This is a genomic window from Leeuwenhoekiella sp. LLG6367-2.1 (genome assembly GCF_045055775.1).
Lineage (GTDB): Bacteria > Bacteroidota > Bacteroidia > Flavobacteriales > Flavobacteriaceae > Leeuwenhoekiella > Leeuwenhoekiella aequorea.
This window is the reverse complement of sequence record NZ_CP159331.1, coordinates 870,949-890,000: the sequence shown is the minus strand read 5'-3', so window position 1 is coordinate 890,000 and position 19,052 is coordinate 870,949. Positions and strand designations below refer to the sequence as shown.

The 19,052-nt window shown below is 33.9% G+C and carries 13 protein-coding genes and 1 tRNA gene (1 of these 14 running past the window's edge); 7 read left to right on the top strand and 7 right to left on the bottom strand.

The window, feature by feature from the left end; all coding sequences use genetic code 11:
- The 4 genes from ABVM53_RS04140 to ABVM53_RS04125 all read right to left on the bottom strand — a co-directional run.
- Nucleotides 1-2,860 carry the 5' portion of a DNA polymerase III subunit alpha gene (locus ABVM53_RS04140; RefSeq protein ID WP_405329787.1) on the bottom strand. 182 nt of this gene lie to the left of the window's left edge, so only the first 2,860 of its 3,042 coding nucleotides appear in the window; its start codon is at nucleotides 2,858-2,860; its stop codon lies off the left edge, out of view.
- A gap of 23 nt (nucleotides 2,861-2,883) precedes the next feature.
- Nucleotides 2,884-4,104: a DNA polymerase IV gene (dinB, locus tag ABVM53_RS04135; RefSeq protein ID WP_405329784.1), complete on the bottom strand. Its 1,221-nt coding sequence runs from the start codon at nucleotides 4,102-4,104 to the stop codon at nucleotides 2,884-2,886.
- A 106-nt stretch (nucleotides 4,105-4,210) separates the two neighbouring features.
- On the bottom strand, nucleotides 4,211-5,062 hold the full coding sequence (locus tag ABVM53_RS04130) for an EcsC family protein (RefSeq protein ID WP_405329781.1): 852 nt from the start codon (nucleotides 5,060-5,062) through the stop codon (nucleotides 4,211-4,213).
- Between the two features lie 276 nt (nucleotides 5,063-5,338).
- Nucleotides 5,339-5,411, bottom strand: a tRNA-Phe gene (locus tag ABVM53_RS04125).
- 144 nt (nucleotides 5,412-5,555) lie between these two features.
- Between ABVM53_RS04125 and ABVM53_RS04120 the strand changes: the two genes are divergently transcribed.
- From ABVM53_RS04120 to ABVM53_RS04095, 6 genes are all read left to right on the top strand, one after another.
- Nucleotides 5,556-6,287 (top strand): type III pantothenate kinase, encoded by a 732-nt coding sequence (locus ABVM53_RS04120; RefSeq protein WP_405329778.1) that lies wholly within the window; start codon nucleotides 5,556-5,558, stop codon nucleotides 6,285-6,287.
- The gene (locus tag ABVM53_RS04115) at nucleotides 6,287-7,543 is read left to right on the top strand and encodes a hypothetical protein (protein ID WP_371456840.1); all 1,257 of its coding nucleotides are present in this window, start codon (nucleotides 6,287-6,289) and stop codon (nucleotides 7,541-7,543) included. The genes ABVM53_RS04120 and ABVM53_RS04115 overlap by 1 nt, the downstream gene beginning before the upstream one ends.
- Nucleotides 7,544-7,575: 32 nt before the next feature.
- Complete coding sequence (locus tag ABVM53_RS04110) at nucleotides 7,576-8,949, top strand: tetratricopeptide repeat protein (protein WP_405329775.1); 1,374 nt, start codon at nucleotides 7,576-7,578, stop codon at nucleotides 8,947-8,949.
- Complete coding sequence (lptC, locus tag ABVM53_RS04105; protein WP_405329772.1) at nucleotides 8,950-9,540, top strand: LPS export ABC transporter periplasmic protein LptC; 591 nt, start codon at nucleotides 8,950-8,952, stop codon at nucleotides 9,538-9,540.
- Nucleotides 9,541-9,737: 197 nt separating this feature from the next.
- Nucleotides 9,738-11,024 carry a hemolysin family protein gene (locus ABVM53_RS04100; RefSeq protein WP_405329769.1) on the top strand — a complete coding sequence of 429 codons (1,287 nt, stop codon included), beginning with the start codon at nucleotides 9,738-9,740 and terminating at the stop codon, nucleotides 11,022-11,024.
- A 95-nt stretch (nucleotides 11,025-11,119) separates the two neighbouring features.
- On the top strand, nucleotides 11,120-13,240 hold the full coding sequence (locus ABVM53_RS04095; RefSeq protein WP_405329760.1) for a peptidylprolyl isomerase: 2,121 nt from the start codon (nucleotides 11,120-11,122) through the stop codon (nucleotides 13,238-13,240).
- 68 nt (nucleotides 13,241-13,308) lie between these two features.
- Here the strand turns inward: ABVM53_RS04095 and ABVM53_RS04090 are convergent, their stop codons facing one another.
- From ABVM53_RS04090 to ABVM53_RS04080, 3 genes are read right to left on the bottom strand one after another with little or no spacing between them, the layout of a single operon-like run.
- Entirely contained in the window at nucleotides 13,309-14,226 is a 918-nt protein-coding gene (locus tag ABVM53_RS04090) for a GYDIA family GHMP kinase (protein WP_405329757.1), read from the bottom strand.
- A gap of 1 nt (nucleotide 14,227) precedes the next feature.
- Nucleotides 14,228-15,316, bottom strand: coding sequence for a serine hydrolase domain-containing protein (locus tag ABVM53_RS04085; protein WP_405329754.1), 1,089 nt, complete (start codon nucleotides 15,314-15,316; stop codon nucleotides 14,228-14,230).
- Between the two features lie 5 nt (nucleotides 15,317-15,321).
- The gene (locus tag ABVM53_RS04080; RefSeq protein WP_405329751.1) at nucleotides 15,322-16,641 is read right to left on the bottom strand and encodes a hydroxymethylglutaryl-CoA reductase, degradative; all 1,320 of its coding nucleotides are present in this window, start codon (nucleotides 16,639-16,641) and stop codon (nucleotides 15,322-15,324) included.
- Nucleotides 16,642-16,879: 238 nt separating this feature from the next.
- On the opposite strand from ABVM53_RS04080, the gene ABVM53_RS04075 reads away from it, so the two are divergent.
- A complete protein-coding gene (locus ABVM53_RS04075; protein WP_405329748.1) occupies nucleotides 16,880-19,051 on the top strand; it encodes a S9 family peptidase in 2,172 nt (723 codons plus the stop codon).
- The last annotated feature ends 1 nt before the right edge of the window (nucleotide 19,052 follow it).

Below are 19,052 nucleotides of genomic sequence, written 5' to 3'. Positions count from 1 at the left end.
TCCCTTTGCCAGTAAAAGGATGTTTTTGAGCGACTATTGGAAAGTGAACTGTATCTACCCAATTGCCTGATTTATCTAAAAACGTTCCGAAGTACATTTGTTTTTTATTTGATGTACTCGTTCTTTTTACTGTAACTAAATACGCATAAATACTAATAATTTTATGTAAATGAGATTTTAAATCTACACTTAAGTAATGTTGGTTTGGTTTTTCTTCTAAGAGAATAAAAGGATTATATAAGGAGTAAGTAAGTAACTCTAACTGATCAAATGCATTTTCTAATTGTGTTATTTTAAACTGTGGCAATTTAAATTCCTGTGTGGAAATATTAAAAATACGATGTTGATGTTCATACTTTGGTGCCGTGTTTTCTTTATAATACGCTTCCCATAATAAAGTGCGTTTGTCTTTACCAAAAATTCTTAAAGCATCTATACGTATTAATATATCGAGTTGTTCTATTTGAATATTTATACGTTCGGTGAAATCGGTTAATGATTTGTAATTACCATAAATACGCTCATTAATAATTTTGACCATCGTGGTTTTCTCTAAGTTTTCTAGATGTTGAAATCCAAGATAAATAGTTTTATTATTGATTGTTGTTTCAATATTAGATCTATTTATACACGGGGCTTCTATAGTTGCTCCTTTTTTACGCGCTTCATGAATATATGTTTCAGTTGTGTAGAAGCCTCCACCATTGTTAATTGTAGCAACCATATATTCTAATGGGAAATAGCATTTTAAATAAAGACTTTGATAACTTTCTACTGCATACGAAGCAGAATGTCCTTTTGCAAATGCATATCCTGCAAAGCTTTCTATTTGTCTCCAAACCTCCTTAACGACTTCTATCTTTTCACCATTCTGAATACAGTTTTTTATAAATTTGTTTTTTACATCTTGAAATTCCTGCCGAGATCTATACTTACCGCTCATTCCACGGCGTAGTACGTCTGCTTCACCTAAATCTAATTTTGCGTAATGATGAGCTACTTTTATGACATCTTCTTGGTAGACCATTATCCCGTAAGTATCTGGCATAATTTGTAAAAGTATAGGGTGCGCATCTTCACATCTTTTTTTATCACGATGACGTATTATATATTCTCGCATCATACCGCTTTTAGCTACTCCAGGTCGTATTATTGAACTTGCAGCTACAAGTGTTAGGTAATCATTTACTCTTAATTTTTTAAGGAGCATTCGCATTGCCGGAGATTCAACATAAAAACAGCCTACACAGTCTGCTTCAGAAATCATCTTATTAATCAAAGGATCTTGGAAAAATTGTTTTGTTTCATGAATATCAGGCAGTTTTATATGAGGTTGATTTTTTTTTATAATCTTCAAAGAGTCTTTTATTTTGCCAAGACCACGCTGGCCAAGTATATCAAATTTATATAGGCCTACATCTTCTGCAATATGCATGTCAAATTGTACAGTAGGGAAATTTTTAGGCGGTAAATGAGTTGCAGAAAAGTAATGAATAGATTTTTCAGATATTAAAATTCCTGCTGCGTGAATACTTAGATAATTTGGTTTGCCGTCTAAGTAGGAACTGTATTTAAGAATTAGCTTAGCTATCTCATCGAGTTTATTATCGATAAAACTTCCTTTGCTTAATTTATCAATTTCATATTTGGGTAAGCCAAAAACTTTTCCCAATTCACGTACAGCTCCACTATGTTGAAATGTAACGTATGATCCTAAGAGGGCAACTTGATTATTTTTTCCAAATTCATTAAATATAAAAGAGGTTATATCTTCTCTATCCCAAGTAGAAAAATCAATATCAAAATCTGGAGGACTACTTCTAAACTCATTCATAAACCTCTCAAAATAAAGATCAAGCTCTATTGGGTCAACGTCTGTTATACGGAGTAAGTACGCAACTATACTATTTGCTCCACTCCCTCTACCTACATAGAAATAATTTTTACTACGTGCATATTCAATAATTTTCCAATTTATGAGAAAGAAAGAAACATAATCCTGACTCTTTATTAAGGATAATTCTTTTTGTAACCGCTCTTTAATTTGGGGAGTTATAATACTATAACGTTTTTTTAATCCTTCTTTACAGAGCTCATTTAGTTTTTGAAAGTCTAACTCTTCAGAAGAGAACACTTTCTTTAAATTTTGAGGTTTCCTAGATTTTGAAAAATCAAAATGGATGGTACACGCATTTAAAATTTCAATAGAGTTTTTTAAAATAAAAGGATATTCTTTAAAAGCGCTTATTAATAAATCGGGACTAAGCATTTTCTCTTCAGGATCTGCTTGTTCTTCTTTAGGTAATTTACTTAATAATTGATTTGTGTCTATAGCTCTTAATAGCCTATGGATATTATAATCTTTTTTATTACGAAAACTTACAGGTTGTAATAAAACAAGTTTTTTCTCATAATTACTGTATCGGGAAAATCTTAGCTTATTAAGATCTTTTATGCCAATTCCTATATATTCATTCTCTTCAAAATTATTCTTATCAAGTTCTAATGCTTTTTCAAAGGAATAGATTGTGATTACATTTTCGAGTACAGGTGCATCATCTGGAAACGCAGTTTTGTCATGCAAAAATTTAGATAGAAAATCATTTATTGCTAAAAAACCATTATTGTTTTTAGCGAGCATAATATAACATTGCTGAATTCCATTTCTAAAATCAACTCCTATGACTGGCTTGATATTTTTATCTCTTGCTTTACTTATAAATTTTAAACAGGCAGATGTATTATTGATGTCTGTAAGAGCTATAGAACTTTGGTTATTTGCAAGAGCTAAATCAAGTAATTCTTCTTCGGAAAGTGTCCCATAACGTAAGCTGAAATATGTGTGACAATTGAGAAACATTTAAAGAAGTATAAAGTTGAATATTATTGATGTCTATGTGCTAATACAATAGGAGGTTGCCCATTAAAAGGATTTCCTTGACCACCTATTGTTCGGGATCCTTCTCCCATTGTAGCAGCTCTCATAATGCTGCGATCGCCATATTTTATACGTATTGCATCCATAGCTTTATATAAATTAACAGTGCGATGAGTATTCTCAAACAAATCTATTTGATAATGTCCTTCTGTAAGACCGCTATATCTTACACCCACGAGTCTTATAAGTAATCTTCGAGAGTATAGTTTATCAAATAATTCTAGTACTTTGGGTATTAAATTATGGTCTGCAGCGGTGTAAGGTATTTTTAGTTGTTTAGAATACGTTTGGAAATCAGAATATCTAACTTTTACTGTTATACAAGAAGTTAGTTTATTACCACTACGCAATTGAAAAGCAAGATTCTCAGCCATCGCATGAATAGTTGTTTTTAATTTTGTGATATCTGTTGTATCTCTTCCGTAGGTACGTTCACTAGAAATAGATTTACGCTCGTGATATTGTATTATAGGCGTGCGATCTATTCCATTTGCACGTTCCCAGATAATTCTTCCATTTTTACCAAATACTGAAATCATCATCTCGACGGGCATTTGCTGAACTAATCCAATATTTTTTACCCCCAGATTACAAAATGTGCGAAAGGTTTTTTCACCAACCATAGGTATTTTCTTAATTGATAATGGTTGTAAAAAGATTTTTTCAAAGCCAGCATCTACTTTAAGCTGACTATCTGGTTTAGCTTCATTTGTAGCAACTTTTGAAACAGTCTTATTTATAGATAGACCAAAAGAGATAGGTAACCCCGATTCTTTAATGACTTTGTATCGAAGTTCTTTGGCAAATTTATAACAGCCAAAAAAACGATCCATTCCTGTGAGATCTGCATAAAATTCATCTACACTAGCTTTCTCAAGAATAGGAACTTGTTCTTGTAAAATATCTGTTACTTGTTTTGAATACTTCGTATAAATACCTGCATTACCTCTTATATAAAATGCCTGAGGACAAAGTTGCTTTGCCATTTTTATAGGCATGCCAGAATGAACACCAAACTTTCTTGATTCATAACTGGCAGCACTTACTACACCACGATCACCTGTACCTCCTACAATTACAGGCTTACCTATTAGCTTAGAGTTGATTAACCGCTCACAAGAGACGAAAAATGTATCTAAATCCAGATGAAGAATGTTTCTATTCATAATAATTGGAATTATTACAAAATTATGGAAATATTCCTAATTTTAAAATACGGTTTAGCTTTACCACTCAATATTTAGAGTTTATTGAAGATTTACATTTGCTAATCTATTGATCTATAGCAGTATTTTGAACTTCTAATTGTTGGTAAGTTTGTTGAATTAAATATTTAGAATATTTACGCTCTAAACGTCTCAATGAAAAATGAGCAGTGGCAATTTTCTGAAAATGTGTAATAAAGAGTATGTTAATAGAAGCTCCCGCTGCAGCTCCTATAACCGGTATTGCTTGTGCGGCAAACTTTTCAGTAACCTGTACACTAAAACGAGCAGCTACTTGATTTATTAATTTTGCGATGGGCGCAGCAGTTTGCGAAGCTAAAGACTCAATAATTTTTTTAGTACCGTTTTCTGCTATATATGCACTTGTTTGATTCATTGTAGTATGAAGTGCCGCTCGTGTAGCATAATAACTTGTATCTAATTCGTCATCTTGATCAGAATTCCCCCCTAAAGCAAAGACCTGTAAGCAAGAAAGCTGTGTATTAATATCATGAATATCTTCACCTTGGCTGCGTGCTATATCCATTATAGAACGCATCATAAATTTAGTAGATAGTAGTAAATCTGCAGTAAAGCCTGCAACTCCAAAAAAACCTCCGGTTGCACCAGAAAGGCCGGTGACCACTTTATAAGTAATATTTGACGAAGGTGTAAATTGTTTTTCTTTATCCAGTGTTTTCAAATTAGCTTTTACAGATAATTGCAAGGCTTTTTGAATTGTACTACTAATTTTTCCTTGATATTTTTCTGGAAGTAATTCTAACCCGCTATCTATAGGTGTACCAATACTATTTAGAGCTCGCATTAAAAATGAGACTTCATCAAGATTTTTTTTAGATTTCTTGATGAGGGCTAGATCTTCTAATGAGATCTTATCTAATTGAACTAAATGTGTCATTGGTAATTTTAATTAATCTTGAATTAATACAAATTTAAAAATCTTTAAACGGTAATAGCTTTTCTATTGATTTACTTGTAACGTTTAATCTATTTCTTTGTTTTCTTCAGGATTGAATTTCTATAAATTATGATTTATAGTTAATTTAAATCGTTGAAAAATAGGTGGATATTCTTTCTGAAGAATTGAAATATGCACCGAAAAGAGATTTGAATATTTATAAGGAAAGGTTATAAAAACAAAAAACCCCGAAACGAAAGTTTCAGGGTTTTTTTGTGGTACCTCCAGGAATCGAACCAGGGACACACGGATTTTCAGTCCGTTGCTCTACCAACTGAGCTAAGGTACCTCGCCTAAGCGGCTGCAAATATAAAATCAATTTTTAGATTGCACAACATAAATTGAGGAAAATTATTGAATATTTTTTCAAGCTTTTGCTAAATACGTGAGCACGAGGCATTGAGTATTTGTATTATTGCAAAAAAAAATTCAAATGATAAATCTGGTAATAGATTTAGGAAATACACGGCTCAAATTTGGAGTCTATGAGAAAAATATACTGAGAAGCAATTGGGCAGGTGATATTGAATTAGCAAAAGATAAGCTAGAAGACTATCTCAAAGAATATCCTATAAATCATATTACAATTTGTGCGACAGGCAATTCAAAAGATTTTGTCACGTTTATAGAAAAAAAAGGTCTTTCATATGAACTAATAACATCAGATACCCCGATGCCTTTTATCAATGGTTATAAAACACCGCAGACATTAGGAATAGATAGAATGGTTCTTGTTGCAGCTAGTCAATTTTTATTCCCTAAAGAAAATGTTTTAGTTATTGATGCAGGTACTTGTATAACTTATGATTTTAAAGATTGTAAAGAGGTCTATCAAGGAGGTTCCATATCACCCGGCTTACAAATGCGTTACAAGGCTATGCATGAATTTACCGCAAAATTGCCTCATTTAAAAGCTATTGAAACTGAAGCTGCTGTTATAGGAAAAGACACAGAAGGAGCTATGCATTCTGGGGTTATTAATGGTATTACTCAAGAAATTGATGGTCTTATAGACTGGTATAAATCTGAATTTGAAGATTTAAAGATTATTTTAACAGGAGGAGACGGGCAATTTTTGTCTGGTAGGTTAAAAAATGGCATCTTTGCCAACTCAAATTTTCTTCTGGAAGGACTGAATTATATAACAGTATTTAATAAAAGTTAATGATAAAAAGATTTTTAGTAGTTGTTTTGGTTTTTATATCGGCTTCTGCAATTGCTCAGGAAGGTAACTCTTCACCTTATTCATTTTATGGTTTAGGTATTTCAAGCTTTAAGGGTTCGATCGAAAATCAAGCAATGGGTGGGTTGAGTATTTTAGGTGACAGTACGCATATCAATTTTAGAAATGCTGCAGGATATGGATCTTTAAAACTAACTAACTTCACAATCGCGGCAAGTCACAATGAGATTGATTTATCTGCAGATGGTAGAGAAGGGCATAATACTTCAACAACCATAGATTATTTAGCTCTTGCATTTCCTGTGTCAAAAAAAGTAGGTGTGGGTTTTGGTTTAATACCAGAAACATCTGTGGATTATGAAATTTTAAATGCTGGAGAAACAAGCTTAACTCAGTATTCAGGTAGAGGAGGGGTAAATCGAGCATTTTTAGCTGCAGGTGTTGAGTTGTTCAAAGGGTTTAGAATAGGAGCAGAGGGAAGTTATAATTTCGGAAATATCAGAAATGAGGTTATACAAGTTGATTCAGATCAACAATACAGTGTGAGAGAAATTGACAGATCTGATATAAAAGGACTTACCTATAATTTTGGAGCTCAGTTTGAAAAGGCTTTTGCTAAAAAATATAAATTATACTCTTCAGTAAGTTTTCAGCCAGAAAGAAGTTTAACATTAGAAAATGACAGGTCTTTACAATCTGTGGTTTATTCTCAAACAGATAATGCGGTTGTTAGTGTTATAGATTCTCAAGACTTTAGCCTAGAAGATACAGAGACAATTGTACCCAATATGTATTCGTTTGGATTAGGCTTAGGAGAGGTAAATAAATGGTTTGCAGGTGGGCAAGTAGAATATCTTGAAAGTAGTAAAATGACTAACCGAGCTTTTGTGACACCAGACGCTACCTACGATGATTCTTTTAAATATCGTCTAGGAGGATATTTTGTTCCCGATTATAATTCTATAACAAGCTATTGGAGTAGAGTAACTTATAGGTTAGGAGCTCGATTTGAAGAAACAGGTTTAATGATACAAAATGAATCAATTGATGAGTTTGGCATATCTTTTGGTCTTGGTTTACCGTTAGGACGTGGATTTAGTAATGCCAACATAACTTTTGAATATGGGCAGCGTGGTACAACCAATGCAGGCCTTGTAAAAGAAGATATTTTCAAAGTTGGTCTTAGTTTATCTTTAAACCCACTTAGACCGTGGTTTGTTCCTAACAAATACAACTAAAATTCTTAATATTGCTTTAAAACCATTTAATGATGAAAACTAAATTAACATTACTTTTTATAGCCCTTGTAGGAGCAGTAAATTTCGTTAGCGCACAAGCTACCGAAGAATGTGTTACCACAATGTCTATATTTTCTGAGCACGCTAAAGTAAAAAATTACGATGCAGCTTATGAACCATTTATGAAATTACGTAAAGAATGTCCTACTACATCTTTTGCTCTTTATCAATATGGTGAGCGTATCTTAAAACATAAGATCGATAATTCTACTGGAGCTGAGCAAGTGGCTTTTCTTGAAGATTTGAAAAAAATGTACCAAGAAAAGAAAACTCATTTTGCGGCTAAAACTAATGAAGGTGAAGATATCGCAGATGTTGCAACTATAATGTATGACAGCAAAATAGGAACTGCGTCAGAGCAATACGCGGAGTTTAATAAAGCTTGGGATACAGATAGAGCAACGTTTACAAATGCAAAAGGTTTATATGAGTATTTTGTAGTTGCCGTAGAATTACAAGAAGCTGGCGAAATTGAACTTCAAGAAGTTTTTGATATGTACGATAAAGTACAAGAAAAAATTACTGAAGAGCAAGATGGTTATGCTAAGCGTATGGAAACTATCTTAGAAAAGAAAGAAGCTGGTACAGATTTAACTGCTCAAGAAAAGAGATTAGAGCAAGTAGCAGAAGTTAACTTAGACAACTATTCTAAAGTTTCTGCTGGTATTAATCAAAAATTAGGAGTTTTAGCAGATTGTGATCGTTTAGTTCCTTTTTATGAGTCTGCTTGGGAAGCTAAGAAAAGTGATGTTGCTTGGGTAAAAGGTGCTGCAGGTCGTTTAGTTTCTAAAGAATGTACAGATAGTCCTTTATTTGTAAAACTAGTTGAGCAATTAAACACATTAGAACCATCTGCAGAGACCTCTTATTACTTAGGTCGTCTTGCTGAACAACGTGGTGAAAATGCAAATGCTTTAAAATATTACGAAGAGTCTGCAAATCGTCAAACAGATCCTGCAAAAAAAGCAAAGGTTTTCTATCAATTAGCTGAAAACTTTAGAAAAAAAGGAAGTTTAAGCAATGCACGTAGCTATTACCAAAAAGCAGTAGCTGCAAAACCATCTATGGGTATTGTGTACTTAAAAATAGCAGATATGTATGCAAGTAGCGCAAACAGCTGTGGAGATAGTGTATTCAACAAACGTGCGGTATACTGGTTAGCTGCAGATATGGCTTCTCGTGCAGGAAGAATAGACCCTTCATTATCTGGAGTAGCAGATAAAACTGCTGCAGCTTACAGAGGTTTAGCTCCAGATCGTACAATGATATTTAATGCAGGTAACGCTGGACAACGTATAAGCTTTAATTGCTGGATAGGTGGTAGTGTTACGGTACCTAATTTGTAAGTGAGTAAATCACATCAACATATAATTTTAAACGTAGTCACAGCAGTAGCTGTGACTTTGTTTTTTAGCTGTGGTAACAGTTCAGAAGATCTGCAGAAATTCACACAGCGCACAGATGGGCCTTCGGCAGAAGGAGAGGGCGTGCTTTTAAAATATACAGATTCTGGTAAAGTGGTGGCGACTTTAAAAACACCATTGCTTATTGATTACGGGTTGTTGAATTTTCCGTATCAAGAATTTCCTAATGGAGTCGAAGTTACTTTTATAGATGATGACCAAAAGGAAAACTACATAACTGCAGATTATGCAATTAGATATACACGCACAAGTCTTATCGATATGCGTAAAAATGTAGTTTTAATAACAAGTGATTCTACACGATTAGACGCATCTCAATTATTTTGGGATCAAAAAAATAAGTGGGTCTTCACAGATAAACCTTATACTATCAAATTTCCTGATAATTCTTTTAATGGAGGAGATTTATTTGATAGCAGTGAGGACTTCAAAAATTTTATATCTTTAGATAACCAAAGCCGAATGTACGTTAAAGAAAAACCGAATTCAGCACAAAACGATAGCATACAATAATGTCCAAATACTTTAAATACTTCGAATACGCTTACTTAATATTTGCTGCACTTTTTTTATTTGAAGCATATAGAATCTGGTCTGTAGAGCCAAGTAAGGCCTATGTTTTTTTATTTTTTGTAGTTATCGCTGTCGGAATGTACTTTTTTAAACGTCGTTTTAGGAAAAAGTATGAACAGCGCAATCAGAAATAATCTATGGAAACAGATATTCTGATAATTATAGCTTCCTTAATACTTTCCGCTTTTTTCTCAGGTATGGAGATCGCCTATGTATCTTCAAACAAGATTCATATAGAAATTGAAAAAAAACAAAATGACCTTATAGCAAAGGTTCTAACAAAACTTACCGAAAAACCTTCAAAATTTATAGCTACTATGCTGGTGGGTAATAATCTGGCTTTAGTAATTTATGCCTATTTTATGGGTGATTTACTTCAGACCTGGTTAGAAGGTGCAGATTTTGGATATCTCTGGTTAACTAATTTTTTTATAGAATTTAGCTTGCTTACACAAACTGTGATTTCTACACTTCTTGTGTTGTTTACTGCGGAATTTTTACCCAAAGTGTTTTTTCAGATTTATGCAAATTCGCTACTTAAGATTTTTGCGGTACCTGCTTATCTTTTTTATGTTGTTTTTAGTTTTCTTTCCTCGTTTATAATATGGATTTCCGATCTATTACTTAAGAAATTTTTTAAGACGGAAGGAGATGAAGTTCAATTGGCCTTCACTAAAGTTGAATTAGGAAATTATATAAATGAGCAAATAGACTCGTTTGAAACTAATGAAGAATTAGATTCAGAAATTCAGATTTTTCAAAATGCATTAGAATTTTCAGAAGTAAAATCCCGAGAAGTGATGATCCCACGTACCGAGATTGTAGCTGTTGAGAAAAATCAATCTCCATCAGATTTAAATAAGCAATTTACAGAAACCGGCCTCTCAAAAATTTTAGTGTATCAGGATTCTATAGATGACATCATTGGGTATGTGCATTCTTTTGAACTTTTTAAAAAGCCTGCTACAATTACAGATGTTTTAATGCCGGTAATATTTGTTCCAGAAACTATGCTTGTAAAAGATGTTTTAAGCATCTTGATAAAAAAGCGCAAAAGTATGGCAGTCGTAATTGATGAATATGGCGGTACCAGTGGTATGATGACGGTAGAAGATATTGTTGAAGAGCTTTTTGGGGAGATAGAAGATGAGCATGATAGTGTTGTTCTTATTGAAGAAAAGTTAGAAGAAGACACCTATAAATTTTCGGCACGACTAGAAGTTGACTACTTAAATGAAACTTATAAGCTCGAACTACCCGAAGACGAAAATTATGAAACATTAGGAGGTCTTATTGTGAATCATACAGAAGGTATCCCCGAAGAAGGCGATATCGTTGATATTGATGGATATCAATTTCATATTTTACAGACTTCAACTACTAAAATTGAGTTGGTAAAAGTTCGGGTTGTTGAAAACGATTAATACCTAACTTACTAAGCAGTTTTATTTTACATATTACATTTTATTTTTTCATTTAAAATGGTATTTTCGCCCACTATTTGACAAAAACATAAACAATGGCAGTTTTAAACAAGATTAGACAACGCTCGGTATTTTTAATTGCAATTATAGCTTTAGCTTTATTTGCATTTGTACTGGCAGACGTACTAAAAAATGGTGGTTTTTCTACAGAAAAGTCACAGCGTATCCTAGGTTCTGTAAATGATGAGGATATTGAGCAGCAAGAATTTGCTGGATTGGTAGATAGCCAGACTGCACGATATGGCGCAGGTATCACAACTACTCAGGCTGTAAATGCTGCTTGGGAACAAGAAGTGCGCCGTATTTTATTAGAAGAGCAATATGATGATTTAGGAATCACTGTAGAGCAGGATCGTATAAATGATCTTTTAAAAGAAGCTTTGCAGAACGATCCAAACTTCCAGAATGATGGTGTTTTTAGTGAACAAAAGTTACGCGAGTATGTAGCGACTCTTAAATCTACAAACCCTACGATGTATGCACAATGGGTAGATTATGAAAAGCAGTTAGCTAATAACGAGCAACAGCAGATCTATTTTAGTCTTGTTAAAGCTGGTTTAAATACAAGCTTTAAAGAAGGTCAAATGGCGTATGAGTTAGAAAATAATCTTAGAGATTTAGAATACGTTCAAATTCCTTATGCATCCATTTCAGATGATAAAGTGAGTGTTTCTAAAGAAGATATTTCTAACTACATTGAAAAGCATAAAGCAGATTTTAAATCTGAAGCAAGTAGAAATTTACGTTACGTTATGTTTTCAGAATCTGCATCTGCAACAGATGAAGATGCTTTAAAAGGAAGTGTTGCTTCTTTACTTAATAAACGAGTAGAATACACAGCAGCGACTAAAACTAATGATACAGTAAGCGGACTTGCAGCGACTACAAATCCTGAAGAGTTTGTGAATGAATATTCAGATATACGATTTACAGATTCTTATTTATTTAAGAATGAGTTGCCTGTAGCTGTTGCCGATTCACTTTTTGGACTTAATGAGGGAGCTATTTTTGGTCCTTATAAAGATAACGGTTACTATAAAATTTCAAAAGTTATAGGTGTAAGTCAAATTCCAGATTCAGTTAAAGCTTCTCATATTTTGCTTACCTATGAAGGTCTTGCAAATGCTGCAAGCCAAACCAGATCAAAAACTGAGGCAAAGAAATTGGCAGACAGTTTAGCTTCAGTTATTAAAGGAAGTGCTTCTAAACTTGCTGAATTAGCTCCAGAATTTTCAGCTGATGGCAGCAAAGAAAAAGGAGGAGATCTTGGCTACGCTACTAAAGGTAGATATGTAAAGCCTTTTAATGATTTCATATTTGACGGTAGTACGGGTGAAGTGGGAGTTGTTGAATCTCAATACGGCTACCACGTTATTAGAATTGATGATCAAAAAAATAAGCAACGTGCTATAAAATTAGCTACTGTTGCTAAAGGGATTGAGCCTTCTCAAGAAACAATTAATGAGGTTTTTAATGCGACTACCAAATTTCAAATGGCAGTTTCAGAAGACAAAAATTCATTTGAGAAAGTTGCAAAATCTGAAAACTATACAGTAAGACCTGTAAATAGTATTAAAGCTTTAGACGAGACTTTGCCAGGTCAAGGAAGTCAGCGTGAAATTATACGTTGGGCATTTAACGAAGACACTAAAACTGGAGATGTGCAGCGTTTTAATGTAGATGGTGGATATTTAGTAGTGCAACTTACTTCAAAAACTGAAAAAGGTTTAATGCCGGTAGATCAGGCATCACCACGTGTAACGCCAATTATACGTAACGAGAAAAAAGCAGAATTAATTAAAAAGCAAATCTCCGGAAAAGATTTAAATGCTATTGCTTCTGCAAACAATGTAAGTGTTCAAACTGCAAATGGTGTAAATCTTAAAAACCCAACATTAGCAGGTGCAGGGACAGAACCTAAAGTAATGGGTGTTGCTTTTGGTTTAGATAAAGGTGCTGTTTCAAACCCTATCGCCGGTGATAAAGGTGTATATGTGGTAAAAGTGACTAATGTTACTCCAGCACGTAAACTTGATAATTATGCAAGTTTTGCAATGCAAAAAAACAATGCAGATCGCGCAAATGTGAATGTAGTTTTACTACAAGCACTTAAAGATGCTGCAGATATTGAAGACAGACGTTCTGATTTTTATTAATCAGCATTCTTTATTAAAACAACAAAAGCCGCTAATAGCGGCTTTTATTGTTTTAAATCTATATTTTTCTAGTAAATCATTTCTGCAAAAGGGATGATCGTTGTATATCCTTTATTTGTAAAATAATCAAGATCATTAGTATTTGCCGCAGTAACCATTATAAAGTCTCCTCCCCAACCTCCAAGACTTTTTATACTACCAGAATAATCAGAAAATAATTCCTGTTTGATTGTACGTCTGTTTAATACGGAAGCTACAATACGCTCGTGGGCATCTAGGAGTGCTTTAAAGCTCATGATATCTTCACACGTGAGCAATGTTTCACTTATCCCAGAAACCTTCTCAATCGCGTTCTGTATATGCTCTGTGGGTTGCTCTCGATAATTAGCAATAGCATCTCGACTATTTTGCTTTTTATTGAGATGAACGAAGTATAGTTGATCTTTAAAAACCGGATCAAACTGAGTTTGTAAGATACGCGGTTTCTGATTTTTTAATTGATATAATATAGGTGTGTGATTACTTGCACACGCAATATCATATCCACTTCCTCCAAAGGTTATTTCTAAAAGTGCATATGCATCTACATCGGCCCATTTTGCCAAATTATAAATTAATGTAGATGAAGATCCAAGTCCCCAGTTGCTTTCAAATTCTAGAGTTGTTGTAACCTTAAGGGGATCTTCTTGTTCTAGGAAATGCGGGTTTAATTGCTGCGCTGCATTAATTAATTGAATCAATCTGTCCTTAGGATCTTTAGGTTGCTTAGGGAGCTCTTTTTTTAAATCATTGTAAGAAAGATGTGTCGAAAACCAGTTGGCACCATCCGATTTTAAACTCAGCCAGGAAATTCCTTGCTTTTCAGATTTTTCAACGACCAGACTTTGTCCTTTTTGAGTAGGTATAGCCAAAGCTAAAGCACCATCAAGAACCAGATATTCTCCGGTAATAAGAAGTTTGCCATGACCATAAAAACGTTGGCTCATATTAGTTTTTGATTTTTTGTGGCTGAGCTGTCATTGTTTTTTGAAGCTCATAAATAGCTTCTACAGCATTTGTAGATGCGGTATTCATCATAATCACAACTGCAATATTTTTAAGTGGTAGTATTACAGTGTGACAGTAATAGGTTCCTGCACTACCATCGTGAAAACTCATTTTATTTTTTTCCTTAATAACATTTCCCCAACCGTATGCGTACGGACTTTGACCAAAATGCAACCAATTATAATCATCTGCATTTAAGTAATTCGTTTTGCCTAGAAGCCCATTGAGGTGCAATTGTATAAATGTACTATAGTCTGTTATATTCATCGATATATCACCGGCACTTACCATATAATCTGGTAGTTTGTAATCGTGATCTGGCGATAAAGCTTCTAAAGCCCCTTTTTGATCCCAGTGTCCCCAGGGGAAGGTTAAATTTTCTTTATTCGGAAAACCTATAGCATAATCTAAATCTAGCGCGTTCATAGTTTGAGCTACTAGTTCACGGTAAGTTTTTCCCGATGCGCGTTCTAACATTAAAGCAGCTAAGACGTAACCTGCATTTGAGTAGGTGCCTTTTTTCACTGGTTTTTCAGCTAAAACACTTTTTGAAAATGCATACCCGTTTTCGCTTATTGTACCTTTTAAATTATTGAATTTTGAAAGTTCTATTCCAGTTGTGTAGGGGCGTATTTGTGCACTATGAGATAATAAATCACCTAATGTTATGTCGTGATATGTATTTCTACTATCGGAAATTAATTCAGGAAAAAGTCTAAAAAATTTTGTGCCCCAGTTTATCTCTCTTTCTTCTGTAAGACGCATCGCAATAAAAGAAGTGATTGCCTTTGTATTTGAGCCTAAATGAAATTTAGCATTTTGCGGTATAGGTTCTTTTTTATTGAATCTTGACTTACCGTTTACATAGCTAAATATAGAATCTGGTGTAATCAAACTCACAGCAATTGCAGGGATTTGATGTTCTTGCTGAAGTTGTCTTATTTTGTTTTTAAATTCTTCTGAAATTTGTTGTGCATTGCACCAAGAGCCAAATAACAATGAAATACTAAGAAATAGTAGCGCTCTCATATCGTTTAATTTTGACGCAAATTCTTAATAAATGAATCTACTGCACTATGGGTAACCTTATTAGATTTAAAGAAGTGTATAGCTTTACTTTTTTCTGTATCTGTAGCCTCTAATTGATTTAGCATATTCATTAAATGCATTTTCATATGCCCTTTTTGAATACCGGTTGTAGTAAGCGATTTTAAAGCTCCGAAGTTTTGAGCAAGACCAGCGACCGCTATTATTTCCATGAGTTGTGGTGCACTAGGGTTGCCTAGTATTTCAAGATTGAGTTTTACAAGTGGATGTAATTTAGTCAATCCACCTACTGTTCCCAATGCAAGAGGTATTTCAATCCAAAATCTAAATATTCCGTTCTCAATAGTTGCGTGTGTGAGGCTGGAGTAACTCCCGTTTCTGGCAGCATAAGCGTGAGCGCCTGCTTCTACAGCTCTAAAATCGTTGCCGGTAGCGAGAACTACCGCATCAATGCCATTCATAATCCCTTTGTTATGGGTTACCGCACGATAGGGTTCGACTTCAGCTATACATACAGCTTGTACAAATTTTGTGGCAAAAACTTCAGGATCAATACCATCTGCTTCTGTAAGTTCGCTTACGGCACAACAAACTTCAGCTCTTACTACACATTGCGGAACATAATTAGATAGGATGCTCATAATTACCACCATTTCTGCATTACTTTCAGAAAATACAGGGTAATTAGTATATTCTCGTTGCCAGCTTTCAGCAAGTTGCTCCAAACAAGAATTTATGAAATTTGCTCCCATTGCATCGAGCGTTTCAAAAGTTACATGTAGCTGAAAGTAATTTGCTAGTTGGTCATTTTTATTAATAAGTTCAATACTTGTGATCCCACCACCTCGCTTTTCCATCGAAGCGGTAAGGGTTTTGAGGTCGTTAAGCAAAATAGGTTTAGTTAACTCAAAAAATGATGAAAGTTTTTGAGCATCACCGGTGTAGCTAAAATGAACCTGACCTATTTTTTGAGTGCCTAAAATTTCAGCCTTAAAGCCACCACGGGACATCCAAAATTTTGCAGCTTTACTTGCTGCAGCAACTACAGAACTTTCTTCTATAGTCATAGGTATGGCAAACGTCTTGTTATTAATCACAAAATTGGGAGCGATGCCTAATGGTAAGTAATAATTTGTAACGGTATTCTCTATAAACTCATCGTGCAATTGCTGCAACTTCGCATCTGAATTCCAGTATTGTTTAAGTATAGAAGTAGCATTTTTAGAATCTGATAGAAAATTTGATGTAAGCCAGTCTATTTTTTCTTCTTTATTTAATCTGGAAAACCCTTGAATTGTTTGAGGCATAATTGATTCAAAATATTGAAAAGTAAAGATACTATTTTGGTGCATGTTAGCCAGCTCTTTGAAGAGCCTTCTGTTGTGTTATAGGGTAATTCTAATTTAAGGTTTGTTTTAAAGTATGAGTTTATTACAATGATACTAGCGTATTTAGCTAAAAGACTGCGTATTTAACAACGATAAGCAGTGTTTTTTGATTAATTTTTAGTAAAATTGGCGGTTCATTTTTAAGTTAAATTTCACAATGATTATAAAAAAAGTACTGGTTTTATTTCTGCTAATTGCTACTGCAGTAACAAATGCCCAACAAAAAAATATTAGTGTTGAAGAGATTTATAACGGCACATTTAGGATGCAATATCTTGATAGATTGCACCCTATGCAAAATGGAAAGGAATATGCGGTACTAAATACAAACCGTGAATCTGGCGTAAAAACACTTGATGTTTATAGCTATGAAACAGGTGAAAATGTAAGCACCTTAATTAACTCAAGTGAAATTGAAGGTCTCGATTATTTTATAGGATATACTTTAAGTAAAGATGAACGTAAAGTTTTATTGAGTACAAATTTACGTTCTATCTATCGTCGTTCTAGTTTAGGCGTTTACTATGTATATGATTTAGATACAAAAAAACTTACTCAAGTTTCAGAAAAATCTATTCAAGAACCCACCTTTTCACCAGACGCTTCTAAAGTAGCATATGGATTAGATAATAATTTATATATAAAAGATTTAGCTTCTGGAGCAACCACGCAACTTACTAGTGATGGAGAAACTAATAAAATTATTAATGGTATTACAGACTGGGTTTATGAAGAAGAATTTTCTTTTGTAAGAGCGTTTGACTGGAATGCTGATGGAACTAAAATTGCCTTCATACGATTTGATGAGACTAATGTTCCAGAATTTAGTATGGATGTATTTGGGAGTGAGTTATACCCTTCAAAAGATACTTTTAAATACCCAAAAGCTGGTGAGAATAATGCATCGGTAGGTCTTCATATTTACGATCTGGCAACTGCCGAAACTAAAGCTGTAGATTTAAGCGGTTTTCAAAATTATTACATTCCTAGACTAGAGTGGACGCCAGACGCTAATGTCTTGGCAGTACAAACTACAAGTCGTAAGCAGAACGATATAAATTTAATTTTTGTAGACGGTGTTTCTGGTAAAGCAAAACTAATCCTATCAGATAAGGATGATGCTTATGTAGATGTAACCGATAACTTGACATTTTTAGATAATAACGAGTTTTTATGGACCAGCGAAAAAGACGGTTGGAATCATATTTATCACTATGATAAAACGGGTAAATTAAAAAATCAAGTAACTAAAGGGGATTGGGAAGTAACAAGCTACTACGGCTATGATGCAAAAAACAAGCGTGTTTTTTATCAAAGCACCGAGAATGGCTCAATTAACCGCGGTGTTTATTCAGTTAAAATAGATGGAAAAAGTAAGAAGGAACTTTCAGTAAATGAGGGAACGAATTCTGCAGATTTTAGTGCAGATTTCACCTATTACATAAATAGTTTTTCTGACGCATCAACTCCATATGTATTTACATTGCATAGTGCAAAAGACGGAAAGCTAATACGTAAGATTAAGGACAATCAAGAGCTTAAAGATCAATTTTCTAATTATGTAATTTCAGAAAAAGAATTCTTTACACTTCCAGTTAATGGTGAAGAACTTAATGCGTACATGATCAAACCAAAGAATTTTGATGCATCTAAAAAATATCCTGTTTTTATGACGCAATACTCTGGGCCTGGTTCTCAAAGTGTGGCTAATAGTTGGGATGGTGGTAATGGATATTGGTTTCAAATGCTAGCTCAAGAAGGCTATATCATAGTTTGTGTAGATCCTCGGGGCACTGGTCTTAAGGGTAGGGATTTCAAAAAAATGACTCAAAAAGAATTGGGTAAATATGAAGTAGAAGATCAAATAGCTGCAGCACAAGCTTTAGGAGCTCGTGACTATGTAGATGCAGATCGTATAGGTATTTGGGGTTGGAGTTATGGAGGCTTTATGGCGTCTAACTGTATTTTTCAGGGTGCAGATACATTTAAAATGGCAATTGCAGTTGCTCCTGTTACAAGTTGGAGATTTTATGACTCCATATATACTGAGCGTTATATGACCACACCTCAGGAAAATGCAAGTGGCTACGATATGAATTCACCATTATCTCACGTAGATAAATTAAAAGGTAAATTCTTACTTGTACACGGTAGTGCAGATGATAATGTACACGTACAAAATACAATGCGATTAATAGAAGCATTAGTACAAGCTAACAAGCAATTTGATTGGGCTATTTATCCAGATAAAAACCACGGTATTTATGGTGGTAATACCCGATTACACTTGTACACTAAGATGACAAACTTCATTAAAGAAAATTTATAAA